The organism is Terribacillus sp. FSL K6-0262 (genome assembly GCF_037977385.1).
Classification (GTDB): Bacteria; Bacillota; Bacilli; order Bacillales; family Amphibacillaceae; genus Terribacillus.
In genome coordinates, this window is record NZ_CP150277.1 from 3,074,739 (window position 1) to 3,089,659 (window position 14,921).

Here is a 14,921-nt window from a genome sequence, read left to right on the forward strand (position 1 = left end):
CTTCCACATAGAATGTGCAGAGGGGAGCTGATGGGAATGAAAAAATGGCAGCAGCGAATTGGAAATTGGTTCACTGAGCATTTGGATATGCCTGCTGATGTAGTGCTTGAACTCCCTCGTATTACGACGATTGGCCATTTCCATGCCTATATCGAGAATCACAGGGGACTAGTGCTCTTTTCTGATAATGAACTAAGGCTGCGGCTCAATAAAGGCTTCCTGCGGATAACAGGGGAGTCCTTTGTGCTGAAAGTCATGCTGCCGGAAGAAATCTTGCTCGAGGGCAAAATGAAAGAATTCAAATTCATTGATTCATAAGGCAAGCAGATCGGGGAGGTACGTATGAAGAAGCACACACAGGATATTTATTTTACCGGATATGTGACCGTACTGATAAAAGGGGATAGGCCGGAGCTGTTTTTCAATCAGCTGGTCCAGGAAAAAATACTGGTCTGGGATATCATCAAAAAAGACAGTCAGACATGTGAAGCGAAAATCCGGAAACAGGACATCGGCAGGCTTCGCACGCAGCGAAGAGGGACAGGCTACAAAATACATTTCCGCAGCAAGCATGGATTTCCTTTCCTCTTCACTGCATTGCTTCATAAAAAACCATTGATACTCGGTATTGCTATCAGCATACTGTGTATTTTCTTTCTTTCGAACACTGTCTGGAAAATTGAAATAAAAGGTGTAAGTCCCGAATTGGAGCATCAAATTGAAACCCAGCTGGAAGAGTACGGTGTGCGTCTGGGTGCATTCAAGCTGACGCTTGGTGCTCCAGTCGACATCCAGCAGCGTCTTCTCCAGGATATTCCGGAGCTGCTCTGGATAGGAGTACAAGAAAAAGGGACAACCTATTCATTGGAAGGCGTACCGAAAACCATCGTGAAAGAAGGGGAAAAACCTGGACCCCGTCATCTTGTGGCCAAGAAAAAAGGTGTCATCGTCGACATGTTCGTTTCCGAAGGAGTACCGCAAGTCAGTGTCCATGACTACGTGGAGCCAGGGGACATCCTTGTTTCAGGTATGATCGGCAGCGAGCCTCCTCCTGTATCGGAGGATCAAGAGGATGGGGAAAAGCCGAAAGATACAAGGAAACCAGTTGCTGCGACTGGCAGCGTCATCGCACGGACGTGGTATAATGTGTCGGCAGCGGTTCCCCTGGAAGAAACATATACCGTTCTCAGCGGTAAGCAGGATAGTGATTATGCCATTCGGTTTGGTGATAGTTTCCATTTGCCTATATGGGGTTTTGGGGAATCTGAATTCAAGGATTCACAGGAACAGACCTCTGTGCGCTATCTCCGCTTTCTGCGCTGGGAGCTGCCGATCGCCATCACCAAGACATCGGAATATGAGCGCATCACGAAAGAAGTGAAACGTACGAATGAGGAAGCCAAGGCACAGGCTGAGAAGATAGCCAAGCAGGATTTACAGCTCCAGATCGGTCCGGATGCTGACATTATTTCTCAAAAAATTTTACATGAGACTGTCGAGAATGGTAAAGTAAAACTAATCTTATACTTTCAAGTAAATGAAGATATCGCAACATCTCAACCTATATCTCAAGGAGATTGATTATGCCCGAAGACGTAAAACGTGTGAATTTGCAATTAAAAGATACGAATGAAACATTGGCTCTGTTCGGTACGGAGGATCGGCATCTCAAGCAGATCGAGGAGCAATTCCGTGTATCCATTGTCACACGGGGAGAAGAAGTCCGTGTGACGGGCACAGAAGAGGATGTCCGGACTGCAGAAGAGCTGCTGCAAGCACTGGCTGCTGTTATCCGGCGCGGTATACCGATAGGCGAGCGTGATGTAGTATACGCAATAGAATTAGCTAAAAAAGACAATCTGGATCAATTTGAAACATTATTTGATGATGAAATAACCAAAAACGCAAAGGGTAAATCCATTCGTGTGAAAACGCTTGGTCAACGGAATTATATCAATGGCATCAAGTCCAATGATTTAGTCTTTGGAATTGGTCCTGCTGGTACCGGGAAAACTTATCTTGCTGTCGTAATGGCTGTCAATGCCCTGAAAAAAGGCATCGTCAAACGCATCATCCTGACACGCCCAGCGGTGGAAGCAGGCGAAAGCCTCGGATTCCTGCCGGGGGATTTAAAGGAAAAGGTGGATCCGTATCTGCGGCCGCTATACGATGCATTGCATGATGTGCTCGGATTGGAGCAGACGACACGATTGATCGAACGCGGTACGATTGAAATCGCTCCGCTTGCATATATGCGCGGCCGTACGCTTGATGATGCGTTCGTCATCCTGGATGAGGCACAGAATACGACAAATGCACAAATGAAGATGTTCCTGACTCGGCTTGGATTCGGTTCCAAGATGGTCATCACCGGCGACCTGACGCAGATTGACTTGCCAAAAGGCGTCGCTTCCGGTCTGCGTTCCGTCGAGACAAAATTAAGCAATGTGAAAGGTATCTATTTTACCTACTTGAAACAGACCGACGTCGTGCGTCATCCGCTTGTGCAGCGGATCATCGAAGCATACGAGTCAGAGTAAAAAGGCCCGGCTCCGGGTCTTTTTCGGTTCAGGTGGATAGGAGGGCAGAGCGTGGCTAGAATAAGGTTAAAGGAGCTGTTCAAAAAGAAGTCGAAGGCTGGTGAACAGGCATTCATCCTGATCGGGGCGTTGCTGCTGGGATGCTTTTTCTTTGTTATGACAGCTTCCAATGTGACGACGAAGGATTATGATGTCCAGGTTTACGATACTGCAAGCGAAACGATCCGATCACCGATCACAATCGAGAATGAAGCGCAGACAGAAAGGCACAGGCAGGAAGCCAGCCAGCAGATTGACGACCGATATACTGTATCTTCCGAAATCACAGAAGCCAAAACCGATGCTGTCAAGGAGATATTCTCTGCCATTGGTCAAGCAGATGAAGAAGATCGTTCCATCGATCAGAGGATGGATATCGTCAAGAACCTGCTTTCGGAATCTGTCAAAGAAGATTTGACAGACCGCCAGCTCGAGCAGCTTTTGGCAATACCGATCGATGAAAGGGAGGTCAGTGAAAAAGTATTCATAGATGCCATCACTGGCTTCTTGGAGGATGGTGTGAAACGTGATGAGGTGCAAAAGACGCGGGAGGAAATGGGAGAACGTATCGATTATGCGGATGTATCCAGTGAAACCAAGCAAGCACTTCGTTCGCTGATAAGCTTTGCCATCGTTCAAAACGCTTCTTTTGATGCGCAGGAGACAGCTTCGGCCAGGGCGGAAGCGCAGCAAAATGTGGCACCTGTCATGATTCGTGCAGGCGAAATCATCGTGCAGGAGGGCCAAACGATCACAAATGATATATACGAAGAGCTTCAGCTTGTCGGCTTGCTGAATAATACAAGGAATGTGCTGCCGCTTGTCGGTCTTGCTTTGTTCATGGCATTATTAACCGGAATATTGACTTACGAAACGATACATACATTGACAAGGCAGACGGGGACGAGTAAGTCTGTCCTATTGTTTATGTTCCTGCTTACTGGTGTATCCGTCCTGTTTTTGAAACTGTTCGGTGTTCTTGGAACAGCAGATCAGCATTATTATTTATTGCTGCCTGCTGCATTTGCGGCAGTCCTATTCCGCCACCTGCTAAGCGAGCGGTTTGCCATCGGCTATGCGATCGTCTACAGTATACTGGCAGGCATCATCCTGAATGATGAAATACCAGGCTCCTTGAATATGGAAGCGGCGCTTTATTATTTATTCGCCCAGCTTGCAGCTGTTTATGCAATCAGAAATGTAAAAGACAGGGCAGCGATGACAAAAGCATTCCTTATACTTGTAAGTGTACAGGTAATCAGTGTATTGTTATTCTTATTCTTTGCTTTTGAAAAGTATGTCTTGGAATCCGTATTGCTGTATATCGGTTTTGCCGTCTTGTCAGCCATCTTGACATTGATATTGGTGGCTGGTGTACTGCCGTTTGTGGAAGCGGGATTCGGTGTGCTTTCGGAGACAAAGCTTTTGGCATTATCGAAACCTAACCATCCATTGCTGAAAAAGATCCTTACCGATGCACCTGGTACTTATCACCACAGCATCATGGTGGCCAATTTGTGCGAAGCGGCGTGTGAAGCCATCGGAGCAGACGGTCTGCTTGCCAGGGTCGGGGCTTATTATCACGATCTCGGCAAAACGCGGCAGCCGCAGCTCTTCATCGAAAACCAAATGGGACGGAAGAATCCGCATGACTCGCTATCTCCGCGGCAAAGTGCTGAAATCATCATACGTCACCCATATGACGGTGCTCAGATGCTGAAAGACAATCGCTTTCCAAAAGAGATCGTCGATATGGCAAAGCAGCATCACGGAACATCGCTGTTGAAGTTTTTCTATTATAAGGAAAAGGAATATAATAAGGACGTCAAGGAAGAGGCATATCGTTATCCAGGTCCAAGACCATCGACAAAGGAGACCGCTGTCTTATCGATTTGCGACTCTGTGGAAGCGGCGGTTCGCTCGATGAAAGAGCCTACGCAGGAAAAGATCCACAGTCTTGTAGACAGCATCATCAAGGATAAGCTGATGGATGGCCAGCTGGATTGCGCGCCGCTGACACTGCAGGAACTGCAAGTGATCAAAGATGCAATTTGTCAGGCGCTTACCGGAATATTCCATTCCCGTATCGAATATCCGGCTGATGAAAAAGTGAAGGAGGCATAACTAATGCAGATTGATTTTCATGATAAAACGAATTCCGTGACAGAAGATTATATCGATCTGATCGATCGGCTGATCCAATACGCAGCGGATGCAGAGAAGATAACCGAGGAAGCGGAGATGTCCATTACATTTGTGGACAATGCGGAGATACAGGTGATAAACCGTAATTATCGTCAAAAGGACGCGCCTACGGATGTCATTTCCTTCGCGATGCAAGAAGAGGGCGAAGGTGAGCAGCAAATCCTTGGGGAAGAAATCCCGATTGTATTCGGCGATATCATCATCTCGGTCGACAAAGCCAAAGAACAGGCAGAAGACTATGGTCACAGTGTGGAGCGGGAACTGGGTTTCCTCGCCCTTCATGGGTTCCTGCATCTATTGGGATATGATCATATGAATGAAGCGGATGAGAAGAAGATGTTCGGCCGACAAGAGGAGATTTTGAATGGCTTCGGACTCAAACGGGAAGAAAACTAAAACTGGCATCGGTTTCCGTTATGCCTGGAATGGGATCCGGTGGACTTTCCTCAGGGAAAGGAATTTTCGGATCCATACAATTGCAGCGGTCATGGCACTGCTCGCAGGTTTCGTTTTCCGAATCGGAACAGCCCAATGGGCCGCTATCCTTTTGAGCATCGGCTTTGTCATCGCGACGGAAATGATCAATACAGTTGTGGAACTGGCGATGGATCATCTGTCACCTGAGCAGAGCCGGACAGTGGGCCTAATCAAGGATATTGCGGCTGGAGCTGTCCTCATTGCAGCGATGACAGCCATTTTTGTCGGGTTGGTCGTTTTCGTTCCGGAAATCATTTCGGCAATGTGAGAAAAACCGTCCATATCACTGGACGGTTTTCGTATGTAGTGAAGTTAATTTGCTGGAAGCGGGGAAAATATTAGCTGGAGCGTTCTAAGCGGATGCTTTCGCTTTTGTTTCGGCTAGCTGTGAGAGCCAGGGACTGAGCCGTAAGCGATAAATCCCTGCGTAAGGAAAGAACACCTTCCTCCGGGCTTTCTCACTTACTTCTCCGTCCCTGATCGGCTCTTTCCGCTTTTGTTTTTATCGGCTAGCTGTGAGAGCCAGGGACTGCGCCGTAAGCGATAAATCCCTGCGTAAGGAAAGAACACCTTCCTCCGGGCTTTCTCACTTACTTCTCCGTCCCTGATCGGCTCTTTCCGCTTTTGTTTTTATCGGCTAGCTGCGAGAGCCAGGGACTGCGCCGTAAGCGATAAGTCCCTGCGGAAGGAATACCACCTCCCTCCGGACCTTCTCACTTACCACTCCGTTTCTTACCGGTCTTCTCCGCTTTTGGTTTGTCGTCTAGCTCCGAAGACCAGAAACTGCGTTGTAAGCGATAAGTCCCTGCGGAAGGAATACCACCTCCCTCCGGGCCTTCTCACTTACCACTCCGTTTCTTACCGGTCTTCTCCGCTTTTGGTTTTTTTTAACCCCTTTTGTCGAATGGGTGAAGTGGCGGGGGATTTGTAGTAAGATAGAGATACAACATTTTAATAGTACTTGAGGTTTTTGTCGTACTAGTACTTGGAGGATTAATACAGCATGCAGAAAGAATTTCGTTCTGGTTTCATTTCCATCATCGGGCGGCCGAATGTTGGGAAATCAACTTTATTGAATCGTTTTGTCGGTCAAAAGATCGCTATCATGAGTGATAAGCCGCAGACGACTCGCAATCGGATCCAAGGGGTGCTCACTCAGGATGATGCACAGTTCATCTTTATCGATACGCCTGGTATCCACAAACCGAAGCATAAACTTGGTGATTTCATGGTCAAGACTGCAGAGAACACGATGAATGAGGTGGATGCTGTCATGTTCATGATCAATGCCGAGGAAGGCTATGGCCGAGGCGATCAATTTATCCTGGAAAGGCTGCAGAAGGTCAATAATCCTGTCTTTCTTGTAGTGAATAAAATTGATAAAGTCCATCCCGATAAGCTGCTCGAACTCATCGAGCTGTATAAGGACAAGTTGGACTTCGCTGAAATCGTTCCGATCAGTGCATTGGAAGGTAATAATACAGCGCATTTACTTGAAACTTTAAAAGGTTATCTGCCAGAAGGCCCCCAATATTATCCAGAGGATCAAGTCACGGATCATCCGGAGCGATTTGTCATCAGTGAGCTTATTCGGGAAAAGGTTTTGCATCTGACACGTGAAGAAGTCCCGCATTCGATTGCGGTTGTCATCGAAGCGATTGAGAATCGGCACAGTACAACTGAAAAGGTATTCATCCAAGCGACGATCGTCACAGAACGAAAATCCCAAAAAGGGATCATTATCGGCAAACAGGGCAGTATGCTCAAACAAGTAGGGAAACTTGCGCGTAGAGATATAGAGATGCTGCTTGGCAGTAAGGTATTCCTGGAGCTTTGGGTCAAAGTGCAGCCTGATTGGCGGAACAAGCAAGCTCAGCTTAATGATTACGGTTTCAGCCGTGAGGAGTATTGATAGCTGGTAATATTTGAAGCACATGGATTCGAAGGTAAGGTGTCATCCTAATTAGGAGTAATTGTTTTGTATGTTCATTTCTTAAAAATACAAAGAAAGGTGGACTTCCTGTGATTGATTTCCATTGGAAAATCTTCAGCAAGACCGGGAGTATCGAAACCTACTTATTGATGAAAGAAATCGAAACGATGTACAATTCACTAATGCCTCCGGAGCAAGATAACATCATCGAGCTCCCGAATTATAACCGCCTTCAATCGAAAATGTAAGCAACAGGAGTGGGAGAGCGTTGCTCCAAAATGTAGAAGGAATCATCCTGCGCACGCAGGATTATGGGGAAACACATAAAATCATCACGATCTTCACCGAGGATCGCGGGAAAATAGCTGTCATGGCCAGGGGAGCCAAAAAACCGAAGAGCAGGATGGCTGCGATTGCGCAGCCATTCATTTTTGGTTCATTCCTGGTGCAGCTTGGATCTGGTATGGGAGCAATGCAGCAGGGGGAGCCTCTGCAAAGCTTCCGATCGATCCGTGAAGATATCGTAAAAACAGCTTATGCATCTTATATAGCGGAAATGACTGATAAGCTGACAGATAATAATAAGCCTGATCCTGATCTATTCCGGCAGCTGCTGCAAGTACTGGAATGGATCAATGATGGCAAAGATGCGGATGTCTTGCGTATCATCTATGAATTGAAGATGTTCCGCCGCGGCGGCTTTGCGCCGACCGTCCACCAATGTGTCAATTGCGGCAGCACGGAAATGCCTTTTAGATTTTCCGTACCTGAAGGCGGTATGCTTTGCCGCCGGTGCATGCATCTTGATCCCGATGCTTATGCGTTATCGGAAAAGGTCACAAAGCTCCTGCAGCTTTTTTCCAGCATCGATATTTCCAGGATCGGCAATATTTCAGTGAAACCGGAAACCAAACGGCTTTTGAACGAGTTGCTTGATGCTTATTATGAACGGTACGGAGGCTATTTCCTGAAAAGCAAGAAATTCCTTGCTCAATTGGATAAACTACAATAAAGCTTTGTTGACAATCAGTATGTCATTTTAGTATGATTAAAAAAAATCGACGGCTTGCGTTGAAGAAGAGTAGTATCCGTCCGGTTCTTTGCAAAGCGAATCTGGGATAGTGGGAGCCAGAACAAAGGCAGACGGGGAAGGCGCTTCGGAGCAAAGGAAAAAGAGTGGCTTCCGTTTGGGAGCAAATAGGGTGGAACCGCGGTAATCCCGTCCCTATGCTGTACATGCAGCATAGGGACGGGGTTTTTCTTGTTCCGCCTTGACGTTGATGAATATAAGATGGAGGGAATCCGATGAATATCCAAAATATGATTTTGACGTTACAGAAGCATTGGTCAGACCAGGGCTGTCTATTGATGCAGGCGTATGATGTAGAAAAAGGGGCCGGTACGATGAGTCCGATGACATTATTGCGCAGCCTGGGTCCGGAGCCATGGAACGTGGCTTACGTAGAGCCATCCAGACGCCCGGCTGATGGCCGCTATGGCGAAAACCCGAACCGTCTATACCAGCACCATCAATTCCAGGTGATCATGAAGCCTTCACCAGACAATATCCAGGAGCTATACTTGGACTCCTTGCGCAAATTGGGTATCGATCCTTTGGAGCACGATATCCGCTTTGTCGAAGATAACTGGGAAAACCCGACGCTTGGAGCCGCTGGTCTTGGCTGGGAAGTGTGGCTTGACGGTATGGAGATCACCCAATTCACCTACTTCCAGCAAATCGGCGGCCTCGAAGCCAAGCCTGTTTCTGTTGAGATTACATATGGTCTGGAACGTCTGGCTTCCTACATCCAGGATAAAGAGAATGTTTTCGATTTGGAATGGACGGATGGAGTGACGGTGGCAGATATCTTCAAACAGCCTGAATTCGAGCATTCCACTTATACTTTTAAAGAATCTGATACAGACATGCTGTTCCAGCTGTTTGATATGTATGAAAAAGAAGCAAAACGGATCATGGACCAAGGTCTTGTCTTCCCGGCCTATGATTATGTACTGAAATGTTCCCACACATTCAACTTGCTGGATGCAAAAGGGGCCATTTCGGTTACCGAGCGTACCGGTTATATCGGCAGAGTCCGGAACTTGGCGAGATCCATTGCGAAGAGCTATGTAGCGGAACGGGAACGACTTGGCTTCCCGATGCTGAAAGAAGGAGCGGATGAGCATGCAGAATAAAGATGTACTTTTTGAAATCGGTTTGGAGGAAATGCCTGCCCGTTTCCTGCCCGGCACGATCGAGCAGCTTGAAACGAAAACGGCAGCTTGGCTGGATGAGTTGGGTCTTTCCTATGACAAAGTGACGGTACAAGGAACGCCGCGGCGTATCGCTGTTACAATCCAGTCGCTTTCGGATAAGCAGCCTGATATCGAAGAAGAGGTCAAAGGACCGGCACTGCGTATCGCAAAAGATGAAGCGGGGGAATGGACAAAAGCAGCACAAGGTTTCACACGGGGGCAGGGTGCTTCCGTCGAGGATATTTACACAAAAGATGTGGATGGGACAGAATATATCTTCGTGAAGAAATTTGTCAAAGGACAGCTTGCGGCTGAATTGCTGCCATCCTTTAAAGATGTGCTGCTCAGCTTGCATTTCCCTAAAAATATGCGCTGGGGCTCCGGCAGCCTGCGCTATGCTCGACCTATCCGCTGGATCGCAGCATTATACGGCGATTCCATCATCCCGATGGAGATAGCTGGAATTGAATCATCGAATCTTACTTATGGACATCGCTTCCTGGGAAGCACAGCGACCATCGATAATCCTGGCGCATATGCTTCTGTGCTTGAGAAGCAATTCGTCATCGTGGATCAAAAGCAGCGCAAGCAAATGATCATCGATGGCATCCGTCAGTTGGAGACTGCAAACGGATGGCGGATTCCAATCGATGAAGAACTGCTTGAAGAAGTGCTGTATCTTGTCGAATATCCAACCGTGTTCCACGGTGACTTTGCCGAAGGCTTCCTTGATTTGCCGCAAGAGGTGCTGATCACCAGCATGAAAGAGCATCAGCGCTATTTCCCTGTGACGGATGCATCCGGCAAGCTGCTGGCACATTTCATCGGTGTCCGTAACGGAAACAGCGACCATTTGGAAAAGGTAGCCCGCGGAAACGAGAAGGTGTTGCGTGCTAGACTGCAGGATGCTGAGTTCTTCTATGCGGAAGATAAAGCACAGCCGATCGAGAAATCACTGGAGAAACTATCCAAGATGGTCTATCAAGTGGAGCTCGGTACTTTGCAGGATAAAGTGGATCGTGTGACGAAGATTGCAAAAATGATCAGTGAAGCTGTCGGAGTGGATCAGGAAACCGCAGATCGGACACAGCGAGCTGCCAGCATCGCTAAATTCGACCTCGTGACCAATATGGTGAATGAATTCACTGAATTACAAGGTATCATGGGCGAAAAGTATGCACGCCACTTCGGAGAAGACGAACGTGTTGCCCAAGCGATCCGTGAACAGTATATGCCGACTTCATCCCACGGGGAGCTTCCTGAGTCAGTGGAAGGTACGATTGTCAGCATTGCGGACAAACTGGATACGATCGTTGGAAGCATGGTCATCGGAAATGTTCCGACTGGCTCACAGGATCCATACGGCTTGCGTCGTCAAGCTGCCGGTATCATCCAGATGCTTGCGAAAACAGACTGGCAGATTACCATTGAGGATATCGTCGAACGTACAGTGGCTTTATTCGAAGAGAATTCGCTGCCGACAGTCGAAAAAGATGTGTATACAGAGGATATTCGCAGCTTCTTCCACCAGCGTGCTTCGCAATTGCTGAAAGAAGAAGGCATCTCTTATGACGTGATCGAGGCGGTTCTGGCTATTCAAATCGGCAACTATCCGTATACCCTTGCTAAGGCGAAGGTATTGCAGGCATTGCGTCATGATGAGGATTTCAAACCAGTTCAAGAAGCATTGGGACGTGTCATCAACCTGGCTAAAAAAGGTACAGACCAAGGCGTGGACGAATCATTGTTCGAAAACGAACAGGAAAAGCAGCTGTATGGTATGCTTGAACAAAACAAAACCATCTATTTGAATGCTGCCTCCAAACGGCAGGCGGGAGAGGCTTTGGATACATTGGCTGCGTTCGCTGACAGCATCCATGCATTTTTCGACCATACGATGGTCATGGCAGAGGATGAAAAATTAAAAATGAACCGCTTATCATTATTGAACCAATTGGCTGCACTGATCCTTAGCTACGCGGATGTGACAAAAGTACAGTGGAAGCAGGTCCAATGAGGGCAGTTCTTGGATAGAGGTGATGAACATGGATTTGTCTAAACGACAACAGCAGATTATCGCGATTGTGAAAGAGGCGGGTCCGATAACAGGTGAACAGATCGCCGAACGGCTGAATCTGACGCGGGCGACATTGCGTCCGGATTTGGCCATACTGACAATGGTTGGTTTCCTTGATGCAAGACCTCGTGTTGGTTACTTCTATACAGGTAAGACAGGTTCAGAAATCATCACGGAAAAACTGATGAAATATAAAGTGGAAAATTTTCAGTCGATGCCGATCAGCGTCAAAGAAGATGATTCTGCTTATGATGCCATCAGCGCAATGTTCCTAAGCGATGTCGGTACGCTCTTTGCAGTCGATCAAGACAATAATCTCGTTGGTGTTGTTTCCCGGAAGGATTTGCTGCGGGCAAGCATCGGCAATCAGGTGCTGCAGGATATCCCGGTTCACATCATCATGACGAGGATGCCGAATGTAGCCGTTTGTTATCCGGATGAGCTGCTGGTCGAAGCGGCCAATCGATTGATTGAAAAACAAATCGACAGCCTGCCTGTCCTAGAAAGATCGAATGAGGATGGAGCAAAAGTTGTTGGGCGTATTACCAAGACGACGATCACGAGGGCTTTTGTCGAACTCGCTCGAAATGAACTAATGTAAAAGAATCCAGGAGGGGAACCGATGGAGAAACCAATCGTCTTCGTTGTATCAGATTCTGTAGGAGAAACAGCAGAGCTTGTTGTGAAAGCAGCGCTCAGCCAGTTCAATTTGGACGAACCGTTCGCTTTGCAGCGCGTTCCGTATGTAGAGAATACTTCCATCTTGGAAGAAACGATAAAGCAAGCCAACGAATGTCCTTCGATCATTGCGTTTACGATGGTCAATCCGGATTTCCGGGCTTACCTGTCCAATGAGGCCAAGCGGCATGGCATACCTTGCATCGATCTCATGGGTCCGCTGATGGATGAAATGGAAAATATGTTCCATCAGAAGCCGAAGCTGCAGCCTGGCCTTGTACATCGGCTTGATGAAGATTATTTCCGCAGAATCGAAGCGATCGAATTCGCGGTGCGCTATGATGATGGCCGGGATCCGCGCGGCATTACACGGGCCGATATTGTACTCATTGGTGTCTCACGTACTTCCAAAACGCCATTATCCCAGTATTTGGCGCATAAACGCCTGAAAGTTGCCAATGTACCGATCGTTCCCGAGGTCGAGCCGCCCCGGGAGCTTTTCCAGGTGGATCCTGCCAAATGCATCGGTCTTCGCATCAGTCCGGAAAAGCTTAATAATATCCGCAAGGAACGTCTGAAAGCACTGGGGCTTGGAGACCAAGCGAGCTATGCCAATATCGACCGGATCAATCATGAGCTGGAGCATTTTGATAAGATTGTCGAACGAATCGGCTGTCGTGTCATCGATGTTTCCAATAAAGCAGTGGAAGAAACGGCGAACAGTATCCTTACCGTGCGTAACCAACAGGATTAATTTAATTCAAAGTTAGTGTTAAGATTCTGTTTAACTGTTGACGGTATTCCGGTGGAATCTTTACGATAACAATAGAAGAGGTGACGGCAGACAATCTGTTGTTGCCTCTTCTATTTCGTAAATCGAATCCGGCGAGGAGACCTGACTCAAATGAAAAAACAGCAGCAGATTCAATCCATCTATCTTATGCGGCTTTTGGCAATGTCACTTGTCGTACTCGTCCATGTAACGGGCGCCTATGCCACCGTTTTGCCTTTTGCAAGCGATGCATATGAAAAATATCATTTCCTGAATCGGATCATCCGGATCGAAGCCGGTATCTTCATTGCCATCACCGGTCTGGTTTTCTTTTATCAATACAAAAATAAAAAACTGACAAAAAACTTGTGGAAGGATTATTACAGGAAACGAGTCACCTTCATATTGGTTCCTTACATCATATGGGCGCTGGTGTATGAATTGCACAAAGCGGTGCTTGGGTTCGGTGATTTGCAGCCAGCAGCCATTCTGAAGCGTATCATTTTCGGTGAAAGCTATTATCAGCTGCATTTCATCTTTCTCATTGTCCAGGTCTATTTGGTGCTTCCATTGCTGATATGGCTGGATCACAGCTCGGCTTTCTTCAGGAGATACATGTTCATCTTCGGGGGACTGCTTCAGCTTGGTTATATAGCGCTGCAGACGTTCCTGCCGCCAAGTCCGTTTCCGTTATTCCTGCAGCTTATGGGGACCTTACTGCTTGGTGGCTGGATCGGCGTCCATTATGACAGGGAAAAAGCAAAAAGCAACCACTGGTCTACATGGATCTGGCTGCTTATCAGTGCCATTGCCGGCTCGGCGATTGCAATTTATTATTACGCTGCCGGTACACTGGGGAATTTGGAATGGAATAATATCCTATATGAGAGCGTCAATTATATCTTCCTTATCACGGGCTGTTATGCAATCTTCAGGATCGCTGAATCGGCGACGGACAAACTATCCGCTTCCGCACTCGCCAAATTACAGCAAATTGCGAGTTATTCATTCGGGTATTATCTGCTCCATCCGCTTGTGCTTGATTATGTGACAAGAACGATACCTGCATACAGCAACTATTTGTTTCATATCCAGATATTGCTGCGCTATCTGACAGTGATGGGGGTTTGCTTCGCAGTCATTTATCTATTCCATCGTTATGTGCCTTTTGCCTCCGTCCTATTTGGAAAATTACCGCGGAGAAGCGGCAAGCTGCAGCGGTCAAAGGCTTCCTGATCAAGGTCAAGAGGATTGTTTTCCCTAGAGTGAAATGATTATCGTATTAAAACTAAAATGATGGCTTTTTCAATTACTTTGTATTATAATTAGTTTTTGTGAAAAAATGTTGTTAGTATGATTTATGTATAAATGGCAACCCTTGAGGTAAAAAGCTTTATAAAAATTTTACGAAAAAGGAAGGATTCCGCATTTTATTGTAGAATAAGTGAGACATGAAATCACATAACTCCATTGTATATGTGGATGCAGATAGCAGTCCTGTAAAGCAGGAGATCATTTCTGCATGTGCAGCGCATCACGTTCCTGTGCGTTTCATCACCACCATCAATCATCTGAGCAGTGATTCGGATGCTTCATGGGTGGTGCTTGATCCTGTAGATCAAGCGGTGGATTGGTATATTCTGAATCATATCAGCCCCGGAGATTGTGTCGTTACGCAAGACCTGGCATTGGCAACTTTGCTGACGGCAAAGGATGTAACTGTCATCACACCTCGCGGGGAACTGATCACGGAGGCTGATGCAGATGAAATCCTCCTAAGAAAGCACATGCGGATCCAAAATCAACGACAGGGCAAACGAATAAAGGGACCTTCCAAGCTGACAGCTGCTGATCGAAGAAGATTCCTTACTATTTTTTCGTCTTTTTGTCGAAAAATGCAGGAATCAGACGGAAGCTGTTGAATTATATAGGTTGGTGATGTGG

General features: G+C 47.0%; 15 protein-coding genes. All 15 read left to right on the forward strand.

Going from position 1 to position 14,921, the window contains the following annotated elements; all coding sequences use genetic code 11:
* Window positions 1-36: 36 nt before the first annotated feature.
* The 15 genes from yqfC to MHI54_RS15825 all read left to right on the forward strand — a co-directional run bounded on the left by yqfC (window position 37) and on the right by MHI54_RS15825 (window position 14,899).
* Window positions 37-318 (forward strand): sporulation protein YqfC, encoded by a 282-nt coding sequence (gene yqfC, locus MHI54_RS15755; RefSeq protein WP_170829697.1) that lies wholly within the window; start codon window positions 37-39, stop codon window positions 316-318.
* A 24-nt stretch (window positions 319-342) separates the two neighbouring features.
* Entirely contained in the window at window positions 343-1,581 is a 1,239-nt protein-coding gene (gene yqfD / locus MHI54_RS15760; protein WP_095215453.1) for a sporulation protein YqfD, read from the forward strand.
* 2 nt (window positions 1,582-1,583) lie between these two features.
* Window positions 1,584-2,540 (forward strand): PhoH family protein, encoded by a 957-nt coding sequence (locus tag MHI54_RS15765; protein ID WP_095215452.1) that lies wholly within the window; start codon window positions 1,584-1,586, stop codon window positions 2,538-2,540.
* 51 nt (window positions 2,541-2,591) lie between these two features.
* Window positions 2,592-4,703: an HDIG domain-containing metalloprotein gene (locus MHI54_RS15770; protein WP_340082010.1), complete on the forward strand. Its 2,112-nt coding sequence runs from the start codon at window positions 2,592-2,594 to the stop codon at window positions 4,701-4,703.
* Window positions 4,704-4,706: 3 nt separating this feature from the next.
* The gene (ybeY, locus tag MHI54_RS15775; RefSeq protein WP_095215450.1) at window positions 4,707-5,180 is read left to right on the forward strand and encodes an rRNA maturation RNase YbeY; all 474 of its coding nucleotides are present in this window, start codon (window positions 4,707-4,709) and stop codon (window positions 5,178-5,180) included.
* Window positions 5,149-5,529: a diacylglycerol kinase family protein gene (locus tag MHI54_RS15780; protein ID WP_095215449.1), complete on the forward strand. Its 381-nt coding sequence runs from the start codon at window positions 5,149-5,151 to the stop codon at window positions 5,527-5,529. The genes ybeY and MHI54_RS15780 overlap by 32 nt, the downstream gene beginning before the upstream one ends.
* A gap of 735 nt (window positions 5,530-6,264) precedes the next feature.
* Entirely contained in the window at window positions 6,265-7,173 is a 909-nt protein-coding gene (gene era, locus MHI54_RS15785) for a GTPase Era (protein WP_095215448.1), read from the forward strand.
* A 110-nt stretch (window positions 7,174-7,283) separates the two neighbouring features.
* Window positions 7,284-7,442: a YqzL family protein gene (locus tag MHI54_RS15790; protein WP_143594479.1), complete on the forward strand. Its 159-nt coding sequence runs from the start codon at window positions 7,284-7,286 to the stop codon at window positions 7,440-7,442.
* 20 nt (window positions 7,443-7,462) lie between these two features.
* Window positions 7,463-8,206, forward strand: a complete 744-nt coding sequence (gene recO, locus MHI54_RS15795; RefSeq protein ID WP_095215446.1) for a DNA repair protein RecO — start codon at window positions 7,463-7,465, stop codon at window positions 8,204-8,206.
* 293 nt (window positions 8,207-8,499) lie between these two features.
* Complete coding sequence (gene glyQ / locus MHI54_RS15800; RefSeq protein WP_095215445.1) at window positions 8,500-9,390, forward strand: glycine--tRNA ligase subunit alpha; 891 nt, start codon at window positions 8,500-8,502, stop codon at window positions 9,388-9,390.
* A complete protein-coding gene (gene glyS, locus MHI54_RS15805) occupies window positions 9,380-11,467 on the forward strand; it encodes a glycine--tRNA ligase subunit beta (protein WP_095215444.1) in 2,088 nt (695 codons plus the stop codon). The genes glyQ and glyS overlap by 11 nt, the downstream gene beginning before the upstream one ends.
* 28 nt (window positions 11,468-11,495) lie before the next feature.
* Entirely contained in the window at window positions 11,496-12,128 is a 633-nt protein-coding gene (locus MHI54_RS15810) for a helix-turn-helix transcriptional regulator (RefSeq protein ID WP_095215443.1), read from the forward strand.
* Between the two features lie 21 nt (window positions 12,129-12,149).
* Entirely contained in the window at window positions 12,150-12,959 is an 810-nt protein-coding gene (locus tag MHI54_RS15815) for a pyruvate, water dikinase regulatory protein (RefSeq protein WP_095215442.1), read from the forward strand.
* A 150-nt stretch (window positions 12,960-13,109) separates the two neighbouring features.
* Window positions 13,110-14,213, forward strand: coding sequence for an acyltransferase (locus tag MHI54_RS15820; RefSeq protein WP_095215441.1), 1,104 nt, complete (start codon window positions 13,110-13,112; stop codon window positions 14,211-14,213).
* A 215-nt stretch (window positions 14,214-14,428) separates the two neighbouring features.
* A complete protein-coding gene (locus MHI54_RS15825; protein ID WP_340082011.1) occupies window positions 14,429-14,899 on the forward strand; it encodes a DUF188 domain-containing protein in 471 nt (156 codons plus the stop codon).
* Window positions 14,900-14,921 lie beyond the last annotated feature (22 nt).

Bases quoted from the DNA above. Each gene is read 5' to 3' on its own strand.
- yqfC (WP_170829697.1), top strand. From the start codon at position 37: ATGAAAAAATGGCAGCAGCGAATTGGAAATTGGTTCACTGAGCATTTG.
- yqfD (WP_095215453.1), top strand. From the start codon at position 343: ATGAAGAAGCACACACAGGATATTTATTTTACCGGATATGTGACCGTA.
- MHI54_RS15765 (WP_095215452.1), top strand. From the start codon at position 1,584: ATGCCCGAAGACGTAAAACGTGTGAATTTGCAATTAAAAGATACGAAT.
- ybeY (WP_095215450.1), top strand. From the start codon at position 4,707: ATGCAGATTGATTTTCATGATAAAACGAATTCCGTGACAGAAGATTAT.
- MHI54_RS15780 (WP_095215449.1), top strand. From the start codon at position 5,149: ATGGCTTCGGACTCAAACGGGAAGAAAACTAAAACTGGCATCGGTTTC.
- era (WP_095215448.1), top strand. From the start codon at position 6,265: ATGCAGAAAGAATTTCGTTCTGGTTTCATTTCCATCATCGGGCGGCCG.
- glyQ (WP_095215445.1), top strand. From the start codon at position 8,500: ATGAATATCCAAAATATGATTTTGACGTTACAGAAGCATTGGTCAGAC.
- glyS (WP_095215444.1), top strand. From the start codon at position 9,380: ATGCAGAATAAAGATGTACTTTTTGAAATCGGTTTGGAGGAAATGCCT.
- MHI54_RS15810 (WP_095215443.1), top strand. From the start codon at position 11,496: ATGGATTTGTCTAAACGACAACAGCAGATTATCGCGATTGTGAAAGAG.
- MHI54_RS15815 (WP_095215442.1), top strand. From the start codon at position 12,150: ATGGAGAAACCAATCGTCTTCGTTGTATCAGATTCTGTAGGAGAAACA.
- MHI54_RS15820 (WP_095215441.1), top strand. From the start codon at position 13,110: ATGAAAAAACAGCAGCAGATTCAATCCATCTATCTTATGCGGCTTTTG.
- MHI54_RS15825 (WP_340082011.1), top strand. From the start codon at position 14,429: ATGAAATCACATAACTCCATTGTATATGTGGATGCAGATAGCAGTCCT.